This window comes from Halalkalibacter sp. HAAS-P013 (genome assembly GCF_056619925.1).
Window position 1 is genome coordinate 14,892 of record NZ_JBWQTU010000007.1, and the last position, 25,128, is coordinate 40,019.

Here is a 25,128-nt window from a genome sequence, read left to right on the forward strand (position 1 = left end):
ACCTAGAAGGGCCTGACCCCTTAGCTCAACCGGTACACTCTTGCCTCATATGGTTGTAGCTTTATTTTTGATTTCCCTTTTCCTCCACTTACTAATAATAGCTTAGCTTCTTCTGCTTCGTTGAGAATTGGGAGGTCAAACATTGTCTTATGTCCAAACATATTGACAAGTACGAGAAACTTCTCGTCATTCCATGTTCGCGTATATCCATAAATATGTTCATGGTCATCCAAAATTAAATCATACGTTCCATATATAAGCGCATCATGAGATTTTCTCAATGAAATCATCGATTTGTAATGAGATAAGATTGAGCTTTTCTCCTTTTTCTGGCTTTCCACATTTATTTTCTTATAGTTAGGACTCACTTTCATCCATGTCTGTTCTGCTGTTGAGAATCCTGCTTGTTTCTTACGATTCCATTGCATAGGTGTTCTCGAGTTGTCGCGACCCTGCTCCCATATAACACCCATGATTTCTTCATGGGGAACACCTTGCTCTTTTTGAATTTGATAATAGTTTCTCATGCTAACATCATCATATTCTTCAATTGATTGAAACTGAACATTTGTCATGCCAATTTCTTGACCTTGATAAATAAATGGCGTCCCTTGCATAAAAAAGAACATGGTCGCTAACGCTTTTGCACTTTCCTTCCAATACTCATCATCATTTCCCCACGTCGAAACACTTCTCGGCTGATCATGATTTTCAAGGAATAATGCGTTCCAGCCGCAACCTTCTAAGCCTTTTTGCCATTTTGATAACGTATCCTTTAATGCAGGTAAATCAAGATGACCACCTGTTTCTTTCCCCCATAGACTAAGATGCTCAAATTGAAAGACCATATTAAAGGCACCCTTCTCTTCACTTACCCATAAATCGGAGTGCTCGGCACTTACCCCATTTGCTTCCCCAACGGTCATTACTTCATACTTATCAAACGTTTTCTGTTTCATCTCTTGAAGAAAGTCATGAATACCATCTCGATTCATATGTCCTTCAAAGGACGGAACAACGTCTAATCCTTCTGGGTTTGGCAAGTCAGGCAACCCTTCTATTTTCTTAATATGCGAAATGGCATCTACTCGAAACCCATCAATGCCTTTATCCATCCACCAGTTCATCATCCTATAAAGGGCGTGGCGAACATCTTCATTCTCCCAGTTTAAGTCCGGTTGTTTTGTTGAGAAAAGATGCATATAGTATTGGCCCGTACCTTGGTCAAGTTCCCATGCTGGCCCGCTAAAAATTGATTCCCAGTTGTTCGGCTCGCTCCCGTCTGGTTTAGGGTCACGCCAAATGTACCAATCACGCTTTGGGCTTTCCTTCGATGACTTAGACTCAATAAACCAAGGGTGTTCATCCGATGTATGGTTAATAACTAAATCAATAATTAACTTCATCCCGCGATGATGAACTTCATTTAACAGTTCGTCAAAATCCTCCATTGTACCGAACTCATCCATAATATCTTGATAATCGCTGATATCATAGCCATTATCATCATTTGGCGACTTGTACATCGGACAAATCCAAATGACATCAATCCCTAAGCTACGGATGTAATCCAATTTTTCGATAATGCCTTGAATATCTCCAATTCCATCCCCATTTGAATCCATAAAGCTACGTGGGTAAATTTGATAGGCAACTGCTTCTTTCCACCATGTTCTCTCCATATTGCCACCCCTAAATGCGTTATTTTAATGTTTGACCCATTTGGTTTGACTGATAAATCAACACATGTTTATCTGCTTTCCTTAAAGCTGCCCTTACCATTGCACGAGCGACTTGTTCCCCAGAGATAGCCCGATATTTAGCGAGCGCTCCTTTTAACAGTGGTTTTGCTAACTTAGCCCCCCATTCACCAACCTTCTCACCTATCCGTAGTTCATTACGCTCGCCAAGTAACAAAGAGGGACGAAAGATATGTATATGTGAATAATCAAGGTTCATGACTGCTTTTTCCATCTCCCCTTTTACACGGCTATAAAAAAAGTGGGATGTTTCACTTGCTCCAATGGCTGAAACGACTAAAAATTGCTTCGCTCCTTTTTCCAATGCACCTCCAGCAATCTTCAAAGGATATTCGTAATCAACTTGTTTAAATGCCTCTTTCGTCTTTGCTTTTTTCATCGTTGTCCCTAAACAACAAAATACATCATCTACTTGTGGAATGTCATTAACTTCAAGGGTGTCAAAGGAAACCACTTTACCTTCAGTCTTCTCACTAGCTACTTCTATTTTTCTTCGCACGAAAATATAAATCTTCTTATATTCGTTTTTTTGCTCCAGCTTTTTCACAAGGGATTGACCAATGAGTCCTGTAGCCCCAACAACGAGCGCTATCCTTTGCTCCACCTGCAAATCCTCCTTTTGATCTAATACATGAAAACCCTTCGTTTGGTTATAGTATGAAAAGAAATTCCAATTATCGGAGGGATACATAATGTCAGATGATTACACTTTAATCGATTCTTCCATTCCTGAGCAACCAGAACCTTATTGGCACGACTCTGTTGACTTGCCTTCTTTCTCTTCACTTGAAGAGGATACAGCGATTGATGTAGCAATTGTAGGCGGAGGAATATCAGGGATTACGACTGCTTATCTACTTTCAAGAGAAGGAGTAAAGGTCGCATTACTTGAAGCAAATCAATTATTAAATGGAACAACAGGCCATACAACGGCAAAGATTACCGCACAACATGGTGCCATTTATGATGAATTTATCTCCCACTTAGGAAAAGACAAAGCCAAGCTTTATTATGAAGCAGCGAATGATGCCCTCCAGTTTATTCAAAACCTTGTCAATGAAGAACAAATTGACTGTGATTTCTCATCAGAAGACGCTTATTTATACACAACGACAAACAGAGGTGTAAAAAAGCTAGAAAAAGAAAACGAAGCTTACAAAACATTAGGAATAGAAGGCGAATTAGTTGATTCAATCCCGTTAAAACTACCAGTTAAATCAGCTCTAGTCATGAAAAATCAAGCTCAATTCCACCCACTTAAATACCTTTCATATTTATTAAATAAAATTAAAGAAAACGGTGGCAAGATTTTTGAGAACACGGTAGCAGTTGATATTAAACATCAACCAAAGCCTGTTATTATGACTAGAAATGGAGCAAAGTTAACAGCAAATCATGTTGTCGTTGCCTCTCACTTCCCTTTTTACGATGGAGGGGGTCTTTATTTTTCACGCATGTATGTAGAACGTTCTTACGTGATAGCGGCAAAAGTGAAAAAAGAAGAGTGCCCAGATGGGATGTATTTAAATGTCGATTCTCCTTCTCGTTCATTACGTTATACGATGAGAGACGGTGATAAGCTTGCGATCATTGGCGGCGAGGAACACAAAACAGGACAAGGAATTAATACTCAATATCACTATGAAGCACTTGAACAGTACGGGTACGAACTTTTCTCTGAGCTAGATATTCAATACAAGTGGTCAGCTCAGGATATGATTACACTTGACAAACTCCCATATATAGGAAGAATCAATCGCACACATCGTAATATTTATGTTGCTACCGGATACCGAAAATGGGGTATGACAAACGGTACGATGGCTGGTCTCTTATTAAGCGACCTAATTCTAAACCGTGAAAATAGATATGAAACCCTCTATCGTCCTTCACGCTTCATTGCTGACCCGAGCGTTAAGAAATTTATTACTAACAATGCCGATGTAGCAAAACAGCTCCTTCAAGGAAAATTTGATAAGAGCGAGCTTCATCCAGATGATGTGAAAACAGATGAATCCGCAGTCGTAACTGTTAATGGGAAACGAGCTGGAGCGTACCGTGACAAAGATGGGAATTTACATGTCGTTGATACAACATGTACTCATATGGGGTGTGAAGTTCATTGGAACCACGGTGACCGGACATGGGACTGCCCATGCCACGGCTCACGCTACTCCTATGATGGAGAAGTAATTGAAGGACCAGCAAAAAAACCCCTCAAAAAAATCGAATAAGGAGCCAAAGAAAGGGTCAGACCCTTCACTAAAGCATAAAAACTTTAAAAAGAGCTAGGTGCTGACCATACACCTAGCTCTTGCTCTCTTATAAAGGTTGCTCCACATGAAGTTCAATAATATGTCCATCTGGATCACAGCAGAAAATTTGTGCAAATCCACTTTTGCTATCCGGCTTTTCAACAATAGTAATGCTATGTTTCTTTAACCATTCAGCTGTTTCATAGTAATCCTCTACACGCAAGGCAAAATGCAGACCTCTAGAATCAATTTTTTGTTCTGAATCACGAGGCATTGTCTCATCAACAATGAGATGAAGTTGCCCTTCTCCTATTTGATACCAAGCACCAGCAAAGTCAAAATCCGGCCTTGCTATTTCTTTTAACTGAAGAATCCCTCCATAAAATACCTTTGATCTTTCCAGATTTGATACCGGTAAACTAACATGATGAAGAAGTAATGCTTTCATATTCTCTCCTCCTCAGGTAGCACTACAAACAATTCGTCTAGTTATCCAACTTCAACTTCGCTAACGCATCCGCTAATGCGTTGTTAGAGAACTCCTCTTGTTTGTTTTGCTTTTTCATAAAATTATTTACTTCTCGTTTCGACACTTTCTTGTTTTGGTTGTTTTTTCTTCGTTCTTGGAACGTTGATAACTTTTCTCTATGCCCACAGACACAAGCGAATGTTTGACCTTCACCCTCTCCCCAAAGCTCCAATTTCTTTTTACACTTCGGACAGCGAGCATTCGTTGTCTTTGAAATATTTTTCTTATAGCCGCATCCAGGATCCTGACAAACACGTCTCTTGCCATGCTTTGTTTTCACTTCAAGCAACAGCTTTCCACAATCAGGACATGGGCTTCCTGTTACATTATCATGCTTAAACTGCTTCTCGCTCTGCTTAACCTGACGAACGATGTCTGCTGCGTACTGCTTCATATCTGCCACAAAAACGGACTTCTCTAACTGCCCTTTTGCAATTTGCTCTAGCTTTTGCTCCCACTCTGCTGTTAGTGCAGGTGATTGTAATTCAGCAGGAACTAACTCTAATAATTGCTTTCCTTTTCCTGTTACATGTAAGTATTTATCTCTTTTTTCTACTAAATGAGTATTCAAAAGCTTTTCAATTATGTCCGCTCTTGTCGCAACTGTTCCAATTCCACCCGTCTTCCCTAACGTCTGTGCTAATTCTTTATTATGGCTCTCTAAGTAGGCACTTGGCTTCTCCATCGCAGAAAGTAATGTACCTTCTGTGAGTCTTTCAGGCGGCTTTGTTTGACCAGATGTAACGTTGATTTCTTGAACAGATAGCACATCACCTGCAGCTAACTTTGGAAGAGTACTCTCACTCTCATCCTCATCTAAATAAGACGCGTCTTCCGAATATACAACTTTCCATCCTAAGCTCGTCATCCTTTTCCCTTTTGCAATAAACTGTTCCTTCGCAGCACCTGCTGTAATCGTTGTTTGTTCAAATTCATTTACAGGGAAAAAGGCAGCTAGAAAACGTCGAACAATTAAGCGATATAATTTTGTTTCTTTTTCACTTAATGCATTCGGTCCTGGAGATTGTTCTGTTGGGATGATCGCATGGTGATCAGACACATGTTGGTCATTAATACAAGCTAAACTTTTATCAATCTTAACGCCCTTTAATTGAGAAACTAATTTTCGAAATGGTTGAATATCACAAGCTTTTATACGATCCGCTAACGTATCGACCATATCCGATGATAAATAATTCGAATCGGTTCTCGGGTACGTTATAACCTTATGCTGCTCATATAAACGCTGAATAGTAGAGAGTGTCTCCTTTGCTGAATATCCGAATCGTTTATTCGCTTCACGTTGTAGTTCTGTTAAGTCATATAACTTAGGAGCAGGAATCTTTTTGGCAACCTTCTGAATATCTGATATGTTCAACTTTTGCCCTTTAAGCGACGTACGAATCGTTTCTGCTTTTTTCTCATCAAACATTCGACGTTCATTTGTCTTCTGATCAACCCAATGAAACGAAATACCAATCTCCGTTTTCACCGTTAATTGCTTATAAGGTACAGGTTTAAACGTCTGAATATCTTTTTCCCTTTTGGCAATCATCGCAAGTGTCGGGGTCTGAACCCGTCCACAAGAAAGCTGAGCATGAAACTTCGTCGTTAATGCTCTCGTCCCATTCATTCCTACATACCAGTCTGCTTCTGAACGAGCGACAGCTGAATGATAGAGACCTTCAAACTGTTTCGCGTTTTTTAACTTCGCAAAGCCTTCTTTAATCGCACGGTCTGTTACCGAGGAAATCCATAATCGTTTCAACGGTTTATTAACATGAGCCTTTTCAAGAATCCACCTTGCAACAAGCTCTCCTTCACGTCCTGCATCCGTCGCAATGACAATGTCTCTTACATCTTTACGCTGCAGTTGAGCCTTGACCGCATTAAATTGCTTGCTTGTCTGCTTCATCACAACAAGCTTTAAATGGTTTGGAAGCATCGGTAAATCATCTATATTCCACGTTTTATATTTCTCTCCATAGCTTTCAGGCTCAGCTAATGTAACTAAATGCCCCAACGCCCATGTTACTATATATTTATCTCCTTCTAGAAACCCATTTCCTTTACGCCCACAGTTCAACACTCGAGCAATATCACGGGCAACTGAAGGCTTTTCTGCTAAGACAACTGACTTTTGCATCAAAACATCCTTTCCACTCTGATTCTTACATGATAGCATCCGATATCAAAAAAAGATATGACACACAGCTGTCATACCTCTTTATCCAATTAGCTTTCGCTTTAACCTTGATATCAAACCTACCCCATTCCAAATACGTTCACTTTTAGCTTCTCTACAATCGATCCAGATGAATTCTCATACTGTCCATATTCTTTGACTCATTACTGCTTGTTTCAAAAAAATTATAAATAACACTCGTTTACAGGGAAGCGTTTCACGTGAAACATTTCTACTATTCGTAAATAAAAATCCCAATCCCAATAATGCTTCATCTCTTTGTCAAAGGGGCCAACACACACCTAAGTGCAGATTTGTAGCTATGTGACAAGCTTTAACCCAACTGAAGCAAAAATTATCATACTTAAAAAGAAGAGTCGCTTCCAATGCCTTGGCTCATTGTAAAATAACATCCCTATTACTACACCACCAACTGCCCCTATTCCAGTCCAGACAGCATAGGAAATGGCCATTGGTAATACGATCATGGCATAAGATAGAAAAAGAAAACTCAAACTGAAAGCACTAATTAATAATAGAAGCTGCAGCACTCCTCTTTTTCGATTAAATTGAGTTATCATCGCTACACCAAGCATTTCAAACAAACCAGCGATCATTAAATAAGTCCACTCCACGTTATTGTCCCTCCTTTGCTTCTACATGCTCCGGTGTACTCACCTTCAATCCTATAACACCAATAAATAACAAACAGATCAAGAAGAGAACCACCCAACGAAACGGCTCTGCAAATATGACATGATCAACAACCACCGTTCCAACTGTGCCCAGCCCGACAAAAACAGCATAAGCCGTTCCAACTGGCAGCATCCTTCCACTCCAAATCAATATTGAGAAACTAACAATAATCGCAACAATTGTCAGCCCCCACGTTGCATAGCTTGCTGCGTATTTCAACCCGACGACCCAACCAACTTCAAAGACTGCTGCTACGACAAGTAGCATCCACGCGATGCTTTTATTCATTTTCAAACCCTCACTTTTCAAAAAATAAAAAAAGCCCGAAATGTCCCTATCAAATGATAGTAACCTCCCGGGCTTTTCTCCCTCCGTGTACATAGAAACTTCTATGCGCTCTCTCTTGGACCAGACCATACGACTACGCGGAACCCTAGAAAGCTTTTTATTATTTTCTTTTTATAAAGACAACCTTTAAATAGTTCCCTTCACGGAATGATTTCGTCGTCTTGAAATCATCTGGTAACGTGTATTCCTCTAAAATTTGATAATTTGCATTTTTCTTTTTGAATGCCTCTTTAATAAACGTATGAAACTTCTCCATAGAAAATGTACTGCAATTTGTCGAGGCAATAATGACTCCATTTTTCTCTGTAATGGCAATCGCTTCTTGCAGCAAACCTGTGTAATCTTTCGCGGCACTAAACGTATGTTTTTTTGACCTTGCAAAGCTAGGCGGATCTAAAATAACAAGATCAAATAACTTCCCTTTTTTCTTTGCAAATTTAAAATAGTTAAACACATCCATCACAATAATATCTTGAGCTTCATAATCAATGCCATTTACACTAAATTGTTCAATTGTTTTAGCATGACTTCGTTTAGCAAGGTCGACACTTGTTGTCTTTGTAGCTCCCCCTAAGGCAGCCGCAACCGAAAACGCACCTGTATAAGAAAATGTATTTAACACATGCTTCCCATTAGCATACTCATCCCTGATTCGTCTGCGTACGTCTCGCTGATCAAGAAACACACCGACCATTGGTCCATCGTTTAAATAAACAGCAAAATTCATGCCATTTTCCTTAACGATTAAAGGGAATTCACCACGTTCTCCCATGACAAAATCATCATCTTCTACATACTGCCCCTGACTAGCAAATCGCTTTTTCTCATATAGACCTTTACAGGTAACGACGTTTTGTAATGCCTCATAAATGTCTTTTCGAAAATGATAAATCCCTTCACTATAAAACGTACTTACATAATAGCCATCATAACAATCAATTGTTAGACCGCCAATGCCATCTCCTTCTCCATTAAACAGACGAAAAGCAGTCGTTTCATTATCGTTGAATAAGTTCTTTCGACGCTTTACAGCTGCTCGAATTCGTTCTAGAAAGAAATCTCGGTCAATCGTTTCGGATGGATCTTTCGTTACTATCCACCCTACTCCTTTATTCTGTTTACCATAATACCCCTTCCCAACAAATAAGCCTGATTCATCAACAACACGAAGGATTGTTCCTTCTTCTGCTTTCTGCATACTTTTTGTTAGTGCGGTTTGTTCTATTAGAGGAAATCCTTTTTTCATTTTTTCCGAACTACGTTTTTTTACCTCGATGGTTATTTCCGTCACACATATCATCCAATCTACTTATATTTCGAACATGTTTGACTCATTATAGCACGGGTTAACTTGAACCAATAATTGAGCCACCATAATTGTCTGTAGGAATTATAACAAACTACTCCACTGCTCTCTTGCTTGTTTAGAAGCCTTGTGAACAATTTCATTAGGAGCTGGTTTACCAAAGAGAAAACCTTGTAGCTCATCGCAAGAAGCTTCTACTAGCATTTGGGCTTGTTCCACTGTCTCAACACCTTCTGCCGTTACTCTTACGCCAATTTTCTTAGCTAAAGTAAGAATCGATGTAATAATATGATGCTCTTTTGAATTTCTTTTTAAATTTTGCACAAATGCTTTATCAATCTTTATCTTATCTACGGGGAGCACCCGTAAATAATTAAAAGAAGCATGCCTCATACCAAAATCATCAATTGCTACTTTGAACCCTGACTTACGTAAACAGCCTAACTTCTTAATTAACAATTGTTCATCTTCTAAAAGGGTGTGTTCAGTTAGTTCAAGTTCTATGAAGCTTGGGTCAATTCCATGTTTTGAACAAGCTGCAAGAAGCTTCTTTTCTAGCTCATTGGATTGAAACGTTTTAATTGATAGATTTATCGAGACATAACGTAGCTCTTCATGAGAGTTTGCGACATGCTCACAAACCTTTTCAATCACCCATAAGTCAATCTCTTGAATAAAGTCACTTTCTTCTGCAGCCATTATAAATGCGTCTGGTGGTACCGGTCCTAACTTCGAACTAAACCAACGCAATAATGCCTCATAATGAACTCCTCCTGTTACAGCACTAACAATTGGTTGGAAATAGATGACAAACTCATTGTTCACAATCGCCTTTCTTAATTCGTGAACTAGATGAGGTTTTGATCTCATTACTTCGGTTTGATTATTTATATCAAATACCTTTACAGAATTCCCCTTATCTTGCTTGGCCTGCAACATAGCATGATACGCTTCATTAAGCAGGCTCAACTCTGATTTTGTTCCTATCTCTTGGAAAGTCATTCCTATCGCGGTCTCCATTATGAGTTTCTTACCGTCTACAGAAAGTGGTATCGAAATCACTTGTTGAAGCTCCTTTACTAAGGCAACTGCATCGTGCTTTGTTGAAAAAAAACAAACAAGTTCATCTCCAACTACACGCGCTAGCTCCGATCCTTTTTCAGGAAGTATATTCAAAATCCGCTTGGTAACTTCAGCAATAAATACCGCTTGGTCAATCTCTTTCGTTCTTGCTTCCTCGTTTCGCTTTATTTGCCTAAGCTTGAGGTAACATAAGGCAATCGGATTGCCATCAGCTAATTGAAGCTTTTCCTTTAACTTGCTAACAAACAAATGGTAACTTGGAAGGCCTGTAACAAGATCAACAGTTGCTTCCTTTGGAGATCTTGTTCTCTCTGTATAACTAATAAAATACGTTAACTCATCATCAGCTTGAATCACGGGCATGATCACTAATCTTGCTACTTCATCCGTTAACTCCATATTGAGCTTGTCCTCAACGACAACGGGCTTTCTAGTTTCTTTTGCCTCGTTGTAGAAAGAACTTAAATGATCTGAAATATAATCTGGATACACTTCATTCAGTTGTTTACCAAGAAAACTTTCATCTAATGAAGCAAGTTCTTTCGCCTCCGGACTTATGTAGCGATAGACATATTGACCGTCTATTACTTCCATTAAAAAAACAACTCCGTACATAAGCTCGAACGACTTGATTATATTCATAATTGGAACGAGTTCTTTATTATTAACCAATACGAAACGCCATCCTTCCAACAAAAAATTTCGAAGTCCGAAACATTCATATTAATATATATTTTATTTGATCTTACAGTAAAAAAGAAGATACTCAAAATTGATATAGGCTAAAAGAACAAAGGAAAGGGCGCCTTTCGGTTAGCTTTTATATACGAAAAGTACATTTATACTTACGTGTGCGAACATGTTTGCAATGGCTGCGCTCACCGTGCGCCTTTGTTCTTTTAGCCTCCTACAATTTCTCCTCCATTTACGTGTAAAACTTGGCCTGTTACGTAGCCTGAGTCGTCTGAGGCTAGGTAGACAAAGGTTGGGGCTAATTCGAATGGTTGACCTGGCCTTTTCATTGGCGTGTCTGTGCCGAAGTATTTGATTTCTTCTTTTGGAAAAGTGGCTGGAATGAGCGGTGTCCAGATAGGACCAGGGGCGACGGTATTTACTCTTATCCCCTGCTCAACTAATGACATGGCTAATGATCGTGTAAATGTAACAATCGCCCCTTGTGTAGCTGAGTAATCGATTAATTTCTCATGACCTCGATAGGCCGTGACAGATGCGTTATTAATGATCGTATCTCCTGATTGTAAGTATGGGAGTGCAGCCTTTGTCATAAAGAAAAAAGGGTAAATATTTGTTTTAAATGTATCGTCTAACTGACCAATCGTAATATCAAGAATTGAATCTTGCACATATTGAACTGCGTGATTATTGACTAAGACATCAATCCTGCCAAACCGATCAATCGTTTGTTTAACGACCTCTGTTGAAGCAGCCTCTTCCCGTAGATCAATCGCAATAACAAGACATTCTTCCCCAATTTCTTCAATACGCTTCTTCGTAGCATTTGCATCTATATGTTCATTTAAGTACGCAATTACAACATTTGCACCTTCTTTTGCAAAAGCAATCGCCGTTGCTCGCCCTATCCCACTATCTCCTCCTGTAATAATCGCTACCTTGTCTTTCAACTTACCCGAACCAATGTAATGAGGATTTTCTGCAATCGGGTTTGGTATCATTGGGTACTCAAGACCAGGTTGCTGATCCTGTTCTTGAGGTGGAAATGCAGCAGGCTGTTCTTTACACTCCACCTCTTTGTCATAATAAGGAAAAACTGGATACATTATTACAACCTCCTAATCCACTTTTGCCTTTAGCCTATTCATTTCTAGTCTAAATGTGTTTTTCTAAATCGTCACGAATTAGAAAAACACTTATATTAATAATTTGTTATAATACAACCTAGGTACGATAACGAGTCCACTTTAATTGGAGATGATCATTATGAGTTCAACACTTAAAATATTTCGTTCTGTCAGTTATATAGAAGGGCTTTCTTTCATCCTTCTACTAGGCATTGCTATGCCATTAAAATATATGTTTGATATGCCAATGATGGTCACAGTCACTGGATGGATTCATGGTATATTGTTCATGCTTTACTTTGTCGTTCTAGCATTTGTCATGTTTACTGAAAGATGGTCATTTAAAAAAGGGCTACTAGCAGCCATTGCATCTGTTATCCCATTTGGTCCGTTTATTTTTGATGCAAAATTAATAAAAGAAGAGCCCGTAACAAAAAGTTTATAAGATTCTGTTTAAAAAGGGGAGATTGTGAGGCCACTGAAAAAGGTCAAAACCGTACCTTTTTCAGTGGCCTCGAGATTGTCCCCTTTTTGAAAGACTTGTAAGAAAATTAGACATGGTTTTTCTATTCGACAGCAGCCGGCTTTGATTTTATTCAAAGCCGGCTGTCTCTTCTATTACTGCCTCATCTGAACTTTATTAAGAACAACCCTTTCAAGAACAAAGGGGAAATTTATTAATAACTCTCTATACTCATAAATAGTTAGTGTTATACTCTTCTTAATTTCTTTAAAAAGAACAAATTGGAACGAACATGCGGAGAACACGTACCCCCTAAAAACAACAAAGTATGCGAAAACAGCCTTTATTTAAGAAGGCTTATTCCTATTATCTTGAGACAAACCGATTGCCTGACAACCAATACCTCCAAGGATAATCCCTCGCTTCTCCACTATTTCCAATCCCAATTCTAGGGCCGCTTTCAATGGTTCCATTTATCTTTCCCTCTGCTATATATATTGGTTGCTTATTGCAAGGAAGACCATAATCTAGTTTCATTATACCTAATGCTTTAGTTAGTTTCCCTGGACCATTTGTTAAATCCTTTTCCTTTTTTTCTTGACCTCGACGCTCATACATTAGTTCGATTCCATGATAAGGTTCAACAGCCCTTATCAAAATAGCTTCAGGATGACCCACTTCCCCACTCACAACATTGACTAAACAGTGGGTATGCATAACATATGTATAGAAATGTCCTGGTGGACCAAACATGACTTCCGTTCTCTTTGTTCGACGGTTTCCAAAACTATGTGCCGCTCGGTCACCAGGACCAATGTATGCCTCTGTTTCAACAATCCAACCAGATGCAACCCCCTCTTTTGTTTCCTTAACAAGAATTTGGCCAAGTAAAGCCTGTGCTAGATCGAGTGTAGGCTGCAGAAAAAAATTTGCTTTTAATGGTTGAAGGTTCAATTTACTCACCTCTATCGTTGTTTCCTTTTAGTTTATCAAAGTAAGAAATAAGGACAAAAAAGAGGAACAGAAAAGGTCTTCTTTCCTTTTCCATTCCTTCTATCTAAGTAACAGAGCTGTTTGTTTGTTCTAGCCCTTCATCTACTTAACGTCTCGTTTCTTCGGAATATAATCAAAAATCTCTTTTGATTCAATGCTATCAATGAGACGGTTAAGCCAATCGTAATACTCTAACGCATGCAATAGCTTTTCTTTGTCTACTTCAGCTTCCTTTTTTACCTCATCAGATGTTCCCCCGTCTGCAAGCAATTCATCTAATTCCTCCAGAGACTTTTGAAGAGAGTTAATGTTAAAAGAGACTCCTGCCCGCCATTTAACAGAGAATAAATCTGAAAATGTCTCGTACCAATCATTAGTTATAGAAGAGGTGGAAAAATGAACGATAAAACGATCAAAATTAAAGTTGATCAAGTTACAAAAATATTTGGTAAAAATGTAAAGCAAGCTTTCCAGCAACTAGAGAGCGGAAAATCAAAAACAGAAATTCTTTCGAGTACCGGCTGCACAGTCGGCGTTAATCAAGCTAGCTTTGATGTTCATTCTGGTGAAATCTTTGTTATTATGGGGCTTTCCGGAAGTGGGAAGTCGACACTTGTCAGGCTGTTAAATCGATTAATTGATCCAACAAGTGGGAAAGTAGAGATTGATGGTGAAGATGTTGTCAAAATGTCAAAGGAGCAGCTTCGTGAAGTAAGACGTAAGAAAATCAGTATGGTGTTTCAAAAATTTGCACTCTTTCCTCATTATACAGTTCTGGAAAACACAGAATACGGCTTAGAAATTCAAGGTGTACCGAAAGAGGAACGAAACAAAAAAGCACTTGAATCTCTTAAATTAGTAGGATTTAAAGGCTACGAAAACCAATATCCTAGCCAGTTAAGTGGTGGGATGCAGCAGCGTGTCGGTCTAGCACGTGCCTTAGCTAATAATCCAGATGTTCTCTTAATGGATGAAGCATTTAGTGCCCTTGATCCACTCATTCGTAAAGACATGCAAGATGAACTATTAGACTTACAATCATCTGTCGAGAAAACCATTGTTTTTATTACACATGATTTAGATGAGGCGCTTCGAATTGGTGACCGCATAGCCTTAATGAAAGACGGAGAAATTGTTCAAATTGGTACACCTGAAGAAATTTTAATGAATCCATCCAACCAATATGTTGAACGATTTGTCGAAGACGTTGACCTAGCAAAAGTACTGACGGCTCATCATGTGATGAAGCGAGCAGAAACGGTTCAAGTAGACAAAGGTCCACGTGTCGCACTAAAAATGATGAAAGAACTAGGGATCTCATCAATCTATGTTGTTGATAAACAAAAAACATTAATTGGTACCCTCTCTGCTGACGATGCAAAAAAAGCGATGGATCTAAATCAATCTCTCACTGAAGTCGTAACAACTGATTTGATTACGGTCAAACCAGATGTGCTACTGGTCGACTTATTTGATAAAGTATCAAACGCATCTATCCCAGTTGCTGTTACTGATGATAACAACTGCTTAAAAGGAATCCTAGTAAGGGGTGCCGTTATCGGTGCTCTTGCTGGAAACGAAGAACATATTAATCTACTAACAGGCGCCAAAGATTTGGAGGTGAAGTAAATGGAAGACTTCATTCCAAGACTGCCGTTAGCTGATATTATTGATCAATTTGTATCATGGCTAACAAGTAACTTAAGTGGCGTTTTTCAATTTATTAGTGTGATTTTACGAGGTGTGGTAGATGGCATCGAATGGCTCTTAATTCTCCCTCCTCCTATTGTATTAATTCTACTAATTGGATTTATAGCTTGGAAGACGAGTAGGTGGAGAATGGCATTATTTTCCGTCCTAGGTTTGTTGTTGATTTGGAACTTTGGATATTGGGATCATATGGTTCAAACCCTTGCTCTCGTCCTAACAGCTGTATTTGTCACAATCATTGTTGGGATTCCAATCGGAATATGGGCATCACAGAAAACGTTGGTAAGACAAATTGTTACACCAATCTTAGACCTGATGCAGACAATGCCTGCATTCGTCTATTTAATCCCTGCCATCTTCTTTTTTAATATTGGAGTCGTTCCTGGAGTTGTAGCATCGGTGATTTTTGCTATGCCGCCTACAATCCGCTTAACGATACTCGGGATTCAGCAAGTGCCAACTGATTTAATTGAAGCAACAAATGCGTTTGGTTCGACAACAAAACAGCGTTTGTTAAAAGTTCAAATACCTCTTGCCATGCCAACAATTATGGCAGGAATTAACCAAAGTATAATGTTAGCTCTATCTATGGTTGTCATTGCAGCCATGGTAGGTGCACCAGGACTCGGTACAGAAGTATACCGTGCCGTCACACAGATTCAAACTGGAGTTGGTTTTGAAGCTGGTTTGGCTATTGTAATCATTGCGATTATCTTAGATCGAATCACTCAAAATATAGGAAACAAAAAACAAGGGGGAACACAGTAATGTTAAAAAAATTACTATGTTTAACAACCGCTTCTGTCCTAGCTTTAGGACTAGCAGCTTGCGGAGGAGAAGAAGCATCTCAAGAGGCACCAGCTGATGATGCAGAAGGTACAGAAGAAGCACCTGCAGAAGCGTCTGCTGCACATGTCGGAGAAGACGTTGATTTTGAAATTATTGGGATTGACCCTGGTGCAGGTTTGATGAATATCACAATGAATCAAGTTTTGCCTGAATACGGTCTTGAAGATGACTGGAATGTTGTTGAAAGTTCAGGAGCTGCAATGGCGGCTTCATTAAAAAGTGCTTATGAAAATGAGGAACCTATTATTGTAACTGGGTGGAGCCCGCACTGGAAGTTTTCTGACTTTGATCTTAAATACTTAGAAGATCCGTTAAACCTTTATGGTGGAGCTGAAGACGTTCATACAATTGCTCGTTTAGGTTTAGAAGATGATCATCCTAATGCATATCAAGTATTAAATCAGTTCAATTGGGAGCCAGAGCACATTGAGTATGTAATGGCACTTATTAATGAAGGTGCTGATCCATCTGATGCCGCTGAGCAATTTGTTACAGAAAATGAAGATTTAGCCTGCTACATGGACTGAAGGTGTCGGTTCAGTGGATGGTGACGAAATTACTTTGCTTTATGTTGCTTGGGATGATGTTATTGCAAGTTCAAATGTTGTAAGTTCTGTACTACAAACTGTTGGTTATGATGTAACTCTTACTCAAGTAGACGCTGGTCCAATGTGGGCAGGTGTTGCTACTGGTAGTGGTGATGCAACAGTTGGTGCATGGTTGCCGACAACACATGCTGATTACTACGAGCAGTATGAGGGAGAATTTGAAGATTTAGGTTCAAACCTGCACGGAACAGCACTTGGATTAGTTGTCCCAACTTACATGGATATAGATTCTATTGAAGATTTAGTTGTAGAGTAAAATAGGAGTTGTCCCTTAAAGAATCGTTCTTTTTGCTTTAAGGGCACACATATTGTCTATCGGTTGTGCCAAAGGTCATTTTTGATCTTTGGCACAACTTATTTTATATATAGCGTACTACCTTTATGGTCTTATTAGCATTTCTAAATGTAGAGTGTGGTAAAAAGATCTGACCCTTGGTTCTGAAAAAGATCAGTTCCTATATAGCTACTTAATAATTAACTCACCATCGTACGAAGTAATAATTTTATATAAGTCAGGTCTGCGGTCACGGAAAATGCCCCACTCGATGCGTTGAATGTCTAACGCATCAAGATCAAATTCTGCAACAAGGACTGTCTCTTCTGTTCGATCCGCTTCTGCTACTTTGTTTCCTTGTGGTCCCGCAATAAAAGAAGAACCATAGAACGTAATTTTGAAATCTTCATCTTCTTCTACTCCTACTCGGTTCGAGGCTACAACTGGCACTAAATTTGATGCAGCATGCCCTAGCATAACTGTTTGCCAATGGTCCTTGGAGTCAATTGTGTCATCATGTGGCTCTGAACCAATTGCTGTCGGATAAAATAAAATTTCTGCCCCCATTAGCGCCATACATCTAGCTGCTTCAGGATACCACTGATCCCAACAAACACCTATTCCAATTTTCGCATAGCGTGTGTCCCAAACCTTGAACCCTGTGTCTCCAGGATTAAAATAAAATTTCTCTTCATAGCCTGGTCCATCTGGAATATGGCTTTTACGATAAACACCAAGCACCTCTCCATCTGCATCAATCACAGCTAGTGAGTTGTAGCGAGCATTGTTTTTCTTTTCATAAAAGCTAATCGGAAGTACAACTTCAAGCTCTTTGGCAACCTCTTTAAAATGGTTAATTGCTTTGTTTTTCTCTACTTCTGTTGCATAAATATAATAATCTGATTTTTCTTTTTGACAGAAGTAAGGTGTTTCAAACAATTCTTGAATTTGGATAATTTGTGCACCTTGACTTGCTGCTTCTCTTACTAGCTTGTCTGCATTGCTTATATTTTCTTCTATATTATTAGAACAGCTCATTTGTGTAGCTGCTACTTTCACTTTTCTCAAGTCCACTCACCTCTTATTCTATTTTCCTTCAGCAGGCATCTGCTGTGTTGTACAATGAACATTTCCGCCTTCTTTTATGATCGCCATCCCGTCAATTGTCCGGATTCTGCGATCAGGAAATGTTTGTTGCAGGACGTCAATTGCTTTTTGATCCGTTTCTTTGGCTGTACCGCCAAATACCGGTAAAATAATTCCATCATTTACAAAATAAAAATTAAGATAACTAAGCGTTAGTCGACTCTCTTCAAAATGTGACGCTGGTGGTTGCTCAATCTCAATGACCTCAAGCTTTCGTCCTTTTGCATCTGTTGCTTTACGCAAGATTTCAAGGTTTTCTTGTGTGATTTGATAATTATCGTCACTAGGATCATGACACACTTGCATAATTACCTTACCTGGTTCTGCAAAACAAGCCACATTGTCAACATGACCATCTGTTTCATCTCCACTTAAACCTCTATTCAACCAAATAACCTTTTCAATATTTAAATAATCTTTTAAGTATTGTTCCACTTGTTCCTTTGATAAATCAGGATTACGGTTTGGGTTCAACAGGCACTCTTCTGTTGTCAGCAACGTTCCTTCGCCATCCACATGAAATGATCCACCTTCCATCACTATTTGAGCATTAAATTTTTTAATATTAAAATGCTCTAAGATTTTAGGCGCCACATCATTATCTAATTTCCACGGAGAGTACTTCTCCCCCCACGCATTAAAAATCCAATTAACCCCTGCGATGTCACCATCATCACTTTTGACAAACGTCGGTCCGTTATCTCGCAGCCAGGCATCGTTATGCTCAATTGGTAAAAATCCCACTCGCTCATCTACAAAAATTGCCTTCAACTTTTCTATATCATCTCGATTCGTGACAATTGATACGGGCTCGAACTCAGCAATTGCATGTACAAGTTCAGCGTAGCCATTCCAAACATGTTCATAATCATCAGGATAGACCATCGAATCTTGAACAGGCCAAGAAATGAATGTACACTGATGAGTTGTCCACTCTGCAGGCATTTTATAATTTAATTCTTTTGGATACATCGGTTCCATCACTCTTTTTACAGTTATTTTTTGAAGCATCGTATTTTCAAATCATATAACAAAATCACTTCGTACTCAAATTGTAAGGAACTAAAAAAAGCCTTTTTTCAAGGCCACTGAAAAAGGTGTGGTTTTTACCTTTTTCAATGGCCTCCTTTTTTCAGCATCTACTAATTAAGGAGAATTCCAAGGGACGGGAATGAAAAAAACAACTTCCTCTAGTCCCTCAAAGTTCAACTCAAACTACACTTTTGAATTCAATCTCCTTTTCTCCTCTAACAGTTCCTGAAACTCTTTCTCTAGCTCACCAGATGGTTCCATACTTAACCGACCCAACACTTCCGATATTTTCGTTTCAATACTAAGCCAATACGATCATTTTTATAAATTTGGATATGGTCTATATTAAGTAGGAGCCGTTCTTTTATATATTGCTTTATTTTTTGAGCTTCTAATAAAAGCATACAATCATCCCCACCTTCATTATGGAGGCCACTGAAAAAGGTACGGTCTTGACCTTTTTCAGTGGCCTTTCATTATGTTTTTGGGGACATGAAAATGCCCCCTATCTACAGTCAGAATAGGAGGCATAAATATAGGTGCACACCAAAAAGAAAGAGACTACTCCTTTTAGGCTCAACTATAGAAATCCAATCCTATCCTGAAAACTCCCATTGAAGGCATGTTAAAGAAAGCAGAAATATTCGTCCGCTAAAAACACCTTCAATTGATTGCTTTCGTAAATAGGATTAGTACTTCATTGTAGTTGGGTCACCCTTCCATAAATTTGTTACTCAAACTATAATCGGCCTGTAAGGATTTGTCAATGGGCTAACCTATTGTTTCACATGAAACTATTATAACGGCCTTTCCATAAGCGTGGAAACATCTTTAAAACCCATTTGTTCATAAAGCTTTTTTGCATGATTCTCAGCAAAAACGTTCAACTGTACTTTCTTTAATTTTTTTTGCTTAAAATAATGGAGAGCATAATTCATTAACATATGACCAAACCCTTTTTTACGATAAGGTTGCAATACGTATAACTCTAAGATCATCCCCGTCGTTTCGGAATTAACTGGTGTCGTTGCTTCTCCTAACAGAACCCACCCGCAAATTCGATGGTTATCCAACAATATAAAGTATTCTGCTTTATAATGATAGTGCATCTCTTCATTCATTACATGTTTCCCATCCATATAGCCTAACGTAGCTTCTTGCTGTACGATTGGTGCATAACTTTGAATAAACCTCAACTCTTCGGCAGTAGCCCTTCGAATAAACACCCACCACTCCCCCTTTATCAACCTGGTATACTACTATATTCATAAGTTACTAAATTGCTATCAGACTATTTAGTTTGAAAACAACACGTTCTGAATTGAAATATACGTATATCATGTTATGCTTGAAGAAAGTAGAATTTTAGGGTGGTGTTTATGAGAAACTGGGTATCCGCAGCAGAAAAAAGTAGTTTTTTAAAATGGTTTTTAGAACAGCATCAGCTTAAGCATAAAGATGTAAGGATGTTGCTTGAACATATATTGAAAAACCACCATATACTTGAGAACCTTTCCTTTGTCGAAACGGTTCCATCAAAAGGAAGAACATTTGTTATTTCAAGTATGCATTCAGATAAGTCTGGTTTTGTTTATTATTACAATAAGCGTAAATCAGAAGATGTATCAAAAGCCCTCGGTGACCTTATGAGTAATCCTGCAGATAAAGTATATGTAAAGCTTCATTTCTATGGAAAACAATCGAATCACCGCTATCTCAACCTAGTCGAGTCACAAACAAATTCATTTGTTCAATACAAGCAATTTAAAGAATACGAAAATGAAACCAATATGATCCTTGAAAAGGCACTAGTCGATCAAGAAATTGCAAACGTAAGGCTACAAATTGATGAGGCTCTCGACCAAAATGATAAGCCTCTTTTTAATAAGCTAGTTGAGAGATTACAAGAACTTAAAAGCATGCAGGAATCTTAAGTTGTCGTAATTTTATGTTAATGTTTCACGTGAAACGAAAGGCAAACGTTCTAAACTGAGTGTTTGTCTTTCGTAACTTCCAAACTCCGATTAGTTTATCATACACCACGTTTCCCCTTACAAAAGTGTGGGTACTGATAAATAAGGAGTGTCACTATGTCTGCTTATTTATTAGGGATTCTATTTATTATCATTCACCTTTTTGCTAATGATTTTATTCCGGCCAATCAAATTCGTCGTAAAAAATGGCTTTCGTTTTCAGGGGGGCTAGCTGTTTCTTATGTCTTTGTCTATATACTCCCATCCATGCACAGGGAACAACAAACTGTGGAATTATATACCGATAATCTAACAATGGAATCAGAGCTGTATTTTGTTGGGTTATTTGGCTTGCTGATATTTTACGGTATACAAAAAACTTTTAAACAGGCTGAGCAAAGTCAGGGAGATCGTTCTACTCTTTGGCTGCAAATTATCTTCTTTACAATTTATAATATGTTAATCGTATATATCGTTATGGCGTCAAATGTCACAGGGATACAATCGGTTTTTTACGGGACAGCGATTGGTCTCCATTTCATAGCTGTTGCCCACGATCTTTGGCGTGAGAACCCGAAACAATATAACCTTGTAGGAAGGTTTGTCATTGCATCAGGCATTATCACAGGTTGGATTATCGGTGTATTTGTTACCCTTTCATCCTTCGCACAGGCTATGATTTTTGCTTTTATTTCCGGTGCTATGATCTTAAACGTTTTAAAAAATGAACTACCAAATGAACAACATGCCCACTTCCCTACCTTCGCTTTCGGCGTGATTTCCTATACACTCATTACGTTTGCGCTCAAGTTCTTTTTTGAGTGGTAAAAGAGTATTTTGACAGTTAGCCTTTTTAAAAGGCTGTTTTCGCATACATTGTTATTTTTTGGGGTGCGTGGTTCTCCTCATGTTCGTTCCATTGCGCTCCAGCCACTCGCTTTCCGCGGGGAGGTGCCGAGCCTCCTCGGCTTCGCCTGTGGGGTCTCGCCCCTACCTCTGCATCCCGCAGGAGTCGAGTGACTTCCGCTCCATTTCACTAAGAGAAAAACGTTTCTACACAGCAGCAATCGTTACAAAATTAAAATAAGAAATGTAGGATAAGAAAAACATCCGCTGCAACAACATTGCAGCGGATGTTCTATATCAACCTGTATTCACTAACCCAGCAGCGACACCACTGATTGTAAGCAGTACTTCTGTTAGTAACTCCTCAGATTTTTCATCTGATTCACGCATTTTTTGAATTAAATCAACTTGTAGAAAGTTGAGCGGATCCACGTATGGATTACGTCTATAAACTGACTCTTGAATATTTGGTGTATGATCAAGAAGTTCTTCATTGCCAGTAATTTGCAAGAGGACATCTTTTGTTAGTTTATATTCCTCAGAGATATTATTGAAGATTCTTTCTCCGATCTCCTTATCCTGAACAAGATGAATATATTCTTTAGCTGTTGTTAAATCTGCTTTCATTAATGCCATTTGTAAGTTGTTAATCGTAGCTTGGAAGAACGGCCACTTTTTATACATTTCTTGAAGCAATGCTAAATTTTCTTCACTTTGCCCGATAAATGTTTGTAATCCTGTACCTGCAGCATACCAAGCTGGAATCATTTGTCTTGATTGCGTCCAAGCAAATACCCAAGGAATGGCACGTAAATCCTCAAAACGCTCACTACCCTTACGTTTCATTGGACGCGAACCTATATTTAAGGCTCCCAATTCATTTAAAGGTGTAGCTTGAGTAAAGTATTTCAAGAAATCCTTATCTTGGAAAACGAGCGATTGATATTTCTTCAAGGAAACTTGTGACATTTCTTCCATTGCATCTTCCCATTTTCTATCACGGAAATGTCCTTGCACTGGATTTTTATGAGCCCTAGCAGAACCTTCTAACAAAGCAGATGCCGCTTGTTCAAGGTTACGATAAGCGATATCTTCCAACAAATAGCGAGATGATAATACTTCACCTTGCTCCGTAATTTTCACACCATCTCCTAAAGTTTCTGATGGCTGTGAAAGAATACTACGGTTTAACGGTCCACCTCCGCGTCCTAATGATCCACCACGGCCATGGAAGAATTTCAAGCGAATATCAAATTCCTTTGCCATATTATGAATTTCTTGCTGAGCTTTAAATAGCTTCCAGTTCGCTGTTAACGTTCCACCATCTTTGCTTCCATCAGAATACCCTAACATGATTTCTTGATGGTTTCCGTGCTCTTCAATATGATTGCGATATACTTCCATTTCAAACAATGTCTTCATAATTTTCGGACCAGCAACTAAATCATCAATCGTTTCCAGAAGTGGTGCAACATTTAAATGACTTTCTACTTTGCCATCTGCATAAAGACGATAAATGCCCGCTTCTTTTGCAAGCACAAGAACTTCTAATAAGTCACTTGGTGATTGAGTCATACTGACAAGATACACTTCAATTGAACGTCTTCCAAATTCTTTATGAGCTTGTTTAATCATCTTAAATACTTTAAATGTTTCTTGTGTTTCTTTCGAGTAATCTTCATCTAGTAATAATAGAGGTCTTGGTTCGCTAAGGACTTTCTCAAGAATAGCTACCTTCTCCTCTTCTGGAAGAGACGCATAATTTTCAGCAATTCCAACTACTTTTAAAATTTCAGACACAGCAGCTTCGTGCTCACCACTATGATTTCTAATATCAAGTGTCACTAAGTGGAAACCAAACAGCTCTGCTTGACGAATGAGCTTTCGGATTGTTTTTAACTTATGGTTCGATGGTTGATGCTGTTCAGCACTATCCCTAACTAAAACCAAATCACTTAAAAACTCTTCAGCATTTTGATATCCAACTTCTGATTCACCAACTTGACGAAGACGCTTTAACATGACAGCAAACTTACGACGATAAATTTCATTATTAACTGGCCAAACTTCACCCGATTCCATATAGGCCTTCTCGTCTCTTTCAACCGAATCAATTAATGCTTCACTTAACTCGACTCTAGTTGTTGTTTGACTAAAACGCTTCATCAGGTCAACAATCGCTTCTTCATACTTTTTCAGAGCAACTTGACGCTGTAATTTCAATGTCTCCCATGTCACTTCTGGAGTCACATTTGGGTTCCCATCACGGTCTCCCCCTATCCACGAACCGAAGTGAAGAAAGTTCGGGACTTTCCACTTATGATCTGGGAAGTGTTGGTCTAACTGAGCCTCGAGATCCTGATGAATATCAGGCAATGTATCAAATAACGTTTCGTTAAAGTAATAAAGACCATTTTTCACTTCGTCTAAAACGGTCGGTTTACGTTGTCGCAATTCATCCGTTTGCCACAAGGCCGTTACTTCATTAAATAAACTTTCTTCAAGAGTTGTTCTTTCTTTTTTTGTTAACAAAGGATTATCGAATTCTTGAAGAATCATTGAAATTCTTTTTTGTATTTCAAGCACCGTGCGCTTTGTCGCTTCTGTTGGGTGCGCTGTAATAATTAATTCAATAGAAAGATCATTTAACACTTTTTGAATCACTTCATTAGAGAAGTCATTTTCTTTAATAGAAACCATCGCGCTTTCTAGAGAAACAGGTTGGATCACTCCATCATCTTTCAGCTGATACTCGCGTCTGCGACGGATACGATGGTTTTGCTCAGCAATATTAATTAAATGAAAGTAAATAGAGAATGCACGAATGACCTGTTGACGTACAGGTGGCTTTAATGTACTAATCTCTTCTTTTAATTTTTTATAGTCTTGTTCATTGTAATCTTTCCTTAAGTTCTTGGTCATCTCTCGGATTGTTTCGACTTTGTTAAATAGCGAGATACCACCATGATGTACGAGAATCTCTCCTAAAATATTACCTAATTTTTTGACATCATTACGTAAAAGAGAGCTATTGTCTGTTACATTGATCATTTACCTTATCCCCCTATTTAAATCTAGATGCACTGCTTTCTTTCATTATACCACAACCAAAAAGGGACTCCTTTCGTCCCTCAAGGCCAATTTCCGTCCCTAAGTGCATTGTCTAACATTTTAACAGAAAATAGCGAAAATATCCAATCTTTATGTTTATTTAGTGTTTTGCACGGCTATTACGAGTACCTTTTTTAACTA

The 25,128-nt window shown here is 38.6% G+C and carries 21 protein-coding genes, 1 pseudogene and 1 riboswitch; of the genes and pseudogenes, 7 read left to right on the forward strand and 15 right to left on the reverse strand.

The genetic code is table 11. The features are described 5' to 3' along the window. Positions 1-20 precede the first annotated feature (20 nt). Positions 21-1,682, reverse strand: coding sequence for a glycoside hydrolase family 13 protein (locus AC1FXP_RS11305; RefSeq protein WP_480061394.1), 1,662 nt, complete (start codon positions 1,680-1,682; stop codon positions 21-23). A gap of 19 nt (positions 1,683-1,701) precedes the next feature. Further along, positions 1,702-2,364 (reverse strand): NAD(P)H-binding protein, encoded by a 663-nt coding sequence (locus AC1FXP_RS11310; RefSeq protein ID WP_480061396.1) that lies wholly within the window; start codon positions 2,362-2,364, stop codon positions 1,702-1,704. 88 nt (positions 2,365-2,452) lie between these two features. Here AC1FXP_RS11310 and AC1FXP_RS11315 point away from each other — a divergent pair, with 88 nt between their 5' ends. Beyond that, positions 2,453-3,994, forward strand: a complete 1,542-nt coding sequence (locus tag AC1FXP_RS11315; RefSeq protein WP_480061398.1) for an FAD-dependent oxidoreductase — start codon at positions 2,453-2,455, stop codon at positions 3,992-3,994. A gap of 88 nt (positions 3,995-4,082) precedes the next feature. Here the strand turns inward: AC1FXP_RS11315 and AC1FXP_RS11320 are convergent, their stop codons facing one another. From AC1FXP_RS11320 to AC1FXP_RS11350, 7 genes are all read right to left on the reverse strand, one after another. After that, positions 4,083-4,463, reverse strand: a complete 381-nt coding sequence (locus AC1FXP_RS11320; protein ID WP_480061400.1) for a VOC family protein — start codon at positions 4,461-4,463, stop codon at positions 4,083-4,085. Between the two features lie 37 nt (positions 4,464-4,500). Continuing rightward, positions 4,501-6,690 (reverse strand): DNA topoisomerase III, encoded by a 2,190-nt coding sequence (locus AC1FXP_RS11325; protein WP_480061402.1) that lies wholly within the window; start codon positions 6,688-6,690, stop codon positions 4,501-4,503. 359 nt (positions 6,691-7,049) lie between these two features. Continuing rightward, the gene (locus tag AC1FXP_RS11330; RefSeq protein WP_480061404.1) at positions 7,050-7,364 is read right to left on the reverse strand and encodes a DMT family transporter; all 315 of its coding nucleotides are present in this window, start codon (positions 7,362-7,364) and stop codon (positions 7,050-7,052) included. Position 7,365: 1 nt separating this feature from the next. Next, the gene (locus AC1FXP_RS11335) at positions 7,366-7,713 is read right to left on the reverse strand and encodes a DMT family transporter (protein ID WP_480061406.1); all 348 of its coding nucleotides are present in this window, start codon (positions 7,711-7,713) and stop codon (positions 7,366-7,368) included. A 62-nt stretch (positions 7,714-7,775) separates the two neighbouring features. Beyond that, positions 7,776-7,873: riboswitch (guanidine-I (ykkC/yxkD leader) on the reverse strand. Further along, positions 7,874-9,064 (reverse strand): class I SAM-dependent rRNA methyltransferase, encoded by a 1,191-nt coding sequence (locus tag AC1FXP_RS11340; RefSeq protein ID WP_480061408.1) that lies wholly within the window; start codon positions 9,062-9,064, stop codon positions 7,874-7,876. It lies immediately after the preceding riboswitch. A 99-nt stretch (positions 9,065-9,163) separates the two neighbouring features. Beyond that, positions 9,164-10,834, reverse strand: coding sequence for an EAL domain-containing protein (locus AC1FXP_RS11345; RefSeq protein WP_480061410.1), 1,671 nt, complete (start codon positions 10,832-10,834; stop codon positions 9,164-9,166). 227 nt (positions 10,835-11,061) lie between these two features. Then, a complete protein-coding gene (locus AC1FXP_RS11350; RefSeq protein WP_480061412.1) occupies positions 11,062-11,961 on the reverse strand; it encodes an SDR family oxidoreductase in 900 nt (299 codons plus the stop codon). A 160-nt stretch (positions 11,962-12,121) separates the two neighbouring features. Here AC1FXP_RS11350 and AC1FXP_RS11355 point away from each other — a divergent pair, with 160 nt between their 5' ends. Further along, on the forward strand, positions 12,122-12,427 hold the full coding sequence (locus AC1FXP_RS11355) for a DUF3817 domain-containing protein (RefSeq protein ID WP_480061414.1): 306 nt from the start codon (positions 12,122-12,124) through the stop codon (positions 12,425-12,427). Positions 12,428-12,811: 384 nt separating this feature from the next. Here the strand turns inward: AC1FXP_RS11355 and AC1FXP_RS11360 are convergent, their stop codons facing one another. Next, entirely contained in the window at positions 12,812-13,408 is a 597-nt protein-coding gene (locus tag AC1FXP_RS11360) for a DNA-3-methyladenine glycosylase (protein WP_480061416.1), read from the reverse strand. A 132-nt stretch (positions 13,409-13,540) separates the two neighbouring features. After that, complete coding sequence (locus AC1FXP_RS11365) at positions 13,541-13,708, reverse strand: hypothetical protein (protein ID WP_480061418.1); 168 nt, start codon at positions 13,706-13,708, stop codon at positions 13,541-13,543. Between the two features lie 126 nt (positions 13,709-13,834). Between AC1FXP_RS11365 and AC1FXP_RS11370 the strand changes: the two genes are divergently transcribed. The 3 genes and pseudogenes from AC1FXP_RS11370 (at position 13,835) to AC1FXP_RS11380 (ending at position 16,861) form a co-directional block, all read left to right on the forward strand. After that, on the forward strand, positions 13,835-15,067 hold the full coding sequence (locus tag AC1FXP_RS11370; RefSeq protein WP_480061420.1) for a quaternary amine ABC transporter ATP-binding protein: 1,233 nt from the start codon (positions 13,835-13,837) through the stop codon (positions 15,065-15,067). Beyond that, positions 15,068-15,916, forward strand: a complete 849-nt coding sequence (locus tag AC1FXP_RS11375; RefSeq protein WP_480061422.1) for an ABC transporter permease — start codon at positions 15,068-15,070, stop codon at positions 15,914-15,916. It begins immediately after the preceding gene. Then, positions 15,916-16,861: pseudogene (locus AC1FXP_RS11380) on the forward strand (glycine betaine ABC transporter substrate-binding protein). Before AC1FXP_RS11375 ends, AC1FXP_RS11380 begins: the two are co-directional and overlap by 1 nt. A gap of 207 nt (positions 16,862-17,068) precedes the next feature. Here the strand turns inward: AC1FXP_RS11380 and aguB are convergent. The 3 genes from aguB to AC1FXP_RS11395 all read right to left on the reverse strand — a co-directional run bounded on the left by aguB (position 17,069) and on the right by AC1FXP_RS11395 (position 20,283). Further along, positions 17,069-17,947 carry an N-carbamoylputrescine amidase gene (aguB, locus tag AC1FXP_RS11385; RefSeq protein WP_480061424.1) on the reverse strand — a complete coding sequence of 293 codons (879 nt, stop codon included), beginning with the start codon at positions 17,945-17,947 and terminating at the stop codon, positions 17,069-17,071. Between the two features lie 18 nt (positions 17,948-17,965). Next, on the reverse strand, positions 17,966-18,997 hold the full coding sequence (locus AC1FXP_RS11390; protein ID WP_480061567.1) for an agmatine deiminase family protein: 1,032 nt from the start codon (positions 18,995-18,997) through the stop codon (positions 17,966-17,968). An 857-nt stretch (positions 18,998-19,854) separates the two neighbouring features. Next, positions 19,855-20,283, reverse strand: a complete 429-nt coding sequence (locus tag AC1FXP_RS11395) for a GNAT family N-acetyltransferase (RefSeq protein WP_480061426.1) — start codon at positions 20,281-20,283, stop codon at positions 19,855-19,857. Positions 20,284-20,436: 153 nt separating this feature from the next. On the opposite strand from AC1FXP_RS11395, the gene AC1FXP_RS11400 reads away from it, so the two are divergent. Then, positions 20,437-20,991: a YpiB family protein gene (locus AC1FXP_RS11400; protein ID WP_480061428.1), complete on the forward strand. Its 555-nt coding sequence runs from the start codon at positions 20,437-20,439 to the stop codon at positions 20,989-20,991. 156 nt (positions 20,992-21,147) lie between these two features. Further along, a complete protein-coding gene (locus AC1FXP_RS11405) occupies positions 21,148-21,858 on the forward strand; it encodes a hypothetical protein (RefSeq protein WP_480061430.1) in 711 nt (236 codons plus the stop codon). 315 nt (positions 21,859-22,173) lie between these two features. Here AC1FXP_RS11405 and ppc read toward each other — a convergent pair whose 3' ends face one another. Then, on the reverse strand, positions 22,174-24,927 hold the full coding sequence (gene ppc / locus AC1FXP_RS11410) for a phosphoenolpyruvate carboxylase (RefSeq protein ID WP_480061432.1): 2,754 nt from the start codon (positions 24,925-24,927) through the stop codon (positions 22,174-22,176). Between the last annotated feature and the right edge of the window lie 201 nt (positions 24,928-25,128).

What these genes read in the sequence shown, in the direction of transcription:
- AC1FXP_RS11305 (WP_480061394.1), bottom strand. Translation starts at nt 1,682, where the DNA reads ATGGAGAGAACATGGTGGAAAGAAGCAGTTGCCTATCAAATTTACCCA.
- AC1FXP_RS11315 (WP_480061398.1), top strand. Translation starts at nt 2,453, where the DNA reads ATGTCAGATGATTACACTTTAATCGATTCTTCCATTCCTGAGCAACCA.
- AC1FXP_RS11320 (WP_480061400.1), bottom strand. Translation starts at nt 4,463, where the DNA reads ATGAAAGCATTACTTCTTCATCATGTTAGTTTACCGGTATCAAATCTG.
- AC1FXP_RS11325 (WP_480061402.1), bottom strand. Translation starts at nt 6,690, where the DNA reads ATGCAAAAGTCAGTTGTCTTAGCAGAAAAGCCTTCAGTTGCCCGTGAT.
- AC1FXP_RS11335 (WP_480061406.1), bottom strand. Translation starts at nt 7,713, where the DNA reads ATGAATAAAAGCATCGCGTGGATGCTACTTGTCGTAGCAGCAGTCTTT.
- AC1FXP_RS11350 (WP_480061412.1), bottom strand. Translation starts at nt 11,961, where the DNA reads ATGTATCCAGTTTTTCCTTATTATGACAAAGAGGTGGAGTGTAAAGAA.
- AC1FXP_RS11355 (WP_480061414.1), top strand. Translation starts at nt 12,122, where the DNA reads ATGAGTTCAACACTTAAAATATTTCGTTCTGTCAGTTATATAGAAGGG.
- AC1FXP_RS11370 (WP_480061420.1), top strand. Translation starts at nt 13,835, where the DNA reads ATGAACGATAAAACGATCAAAATTAAAGTTGATCAAGTTACAAAAATA.
- AC1FXP_RS11375 (WP_480061422.1), top strand. Translation starts at nt 15,068, where the DNA reads ATGGAAGACTTCATTCCAAGACTGCCGTTAGCTGATATTATTGATCAA.
- AC1FXP_RS11390 (WP_480061567.1), bottom strand. Translation starts at nt 18,997, where the DNA reads ATGTATCCAAAAGAATTAAATTATAAAATGCCTGCAGAGTGGACAACT.
- AC1FXP_RS11400 (WP_480061428.1), top strand. Translation starts at nt 20,437, where the DNA reads ATGAGAAACTGGGTATCCGCAGCAGAAAAAAGTAGTTTTTTAAAATGG.
- AC1FXP_RS11405 (WP_480061430.1), top strand. Translation starts at nt 21,148, where the DNA reads ATGTCTGCTTATTTATTAGGGATTCTATTTATTATCATTCACCTTTTT.
- ppc (WP_480061432.1), bottom strand. Translation starts at nt 24,927, where the DNA reads ATGATCAATGTAACAGACAATAGCTCTCTTTTACGTAATGATGTCAAA.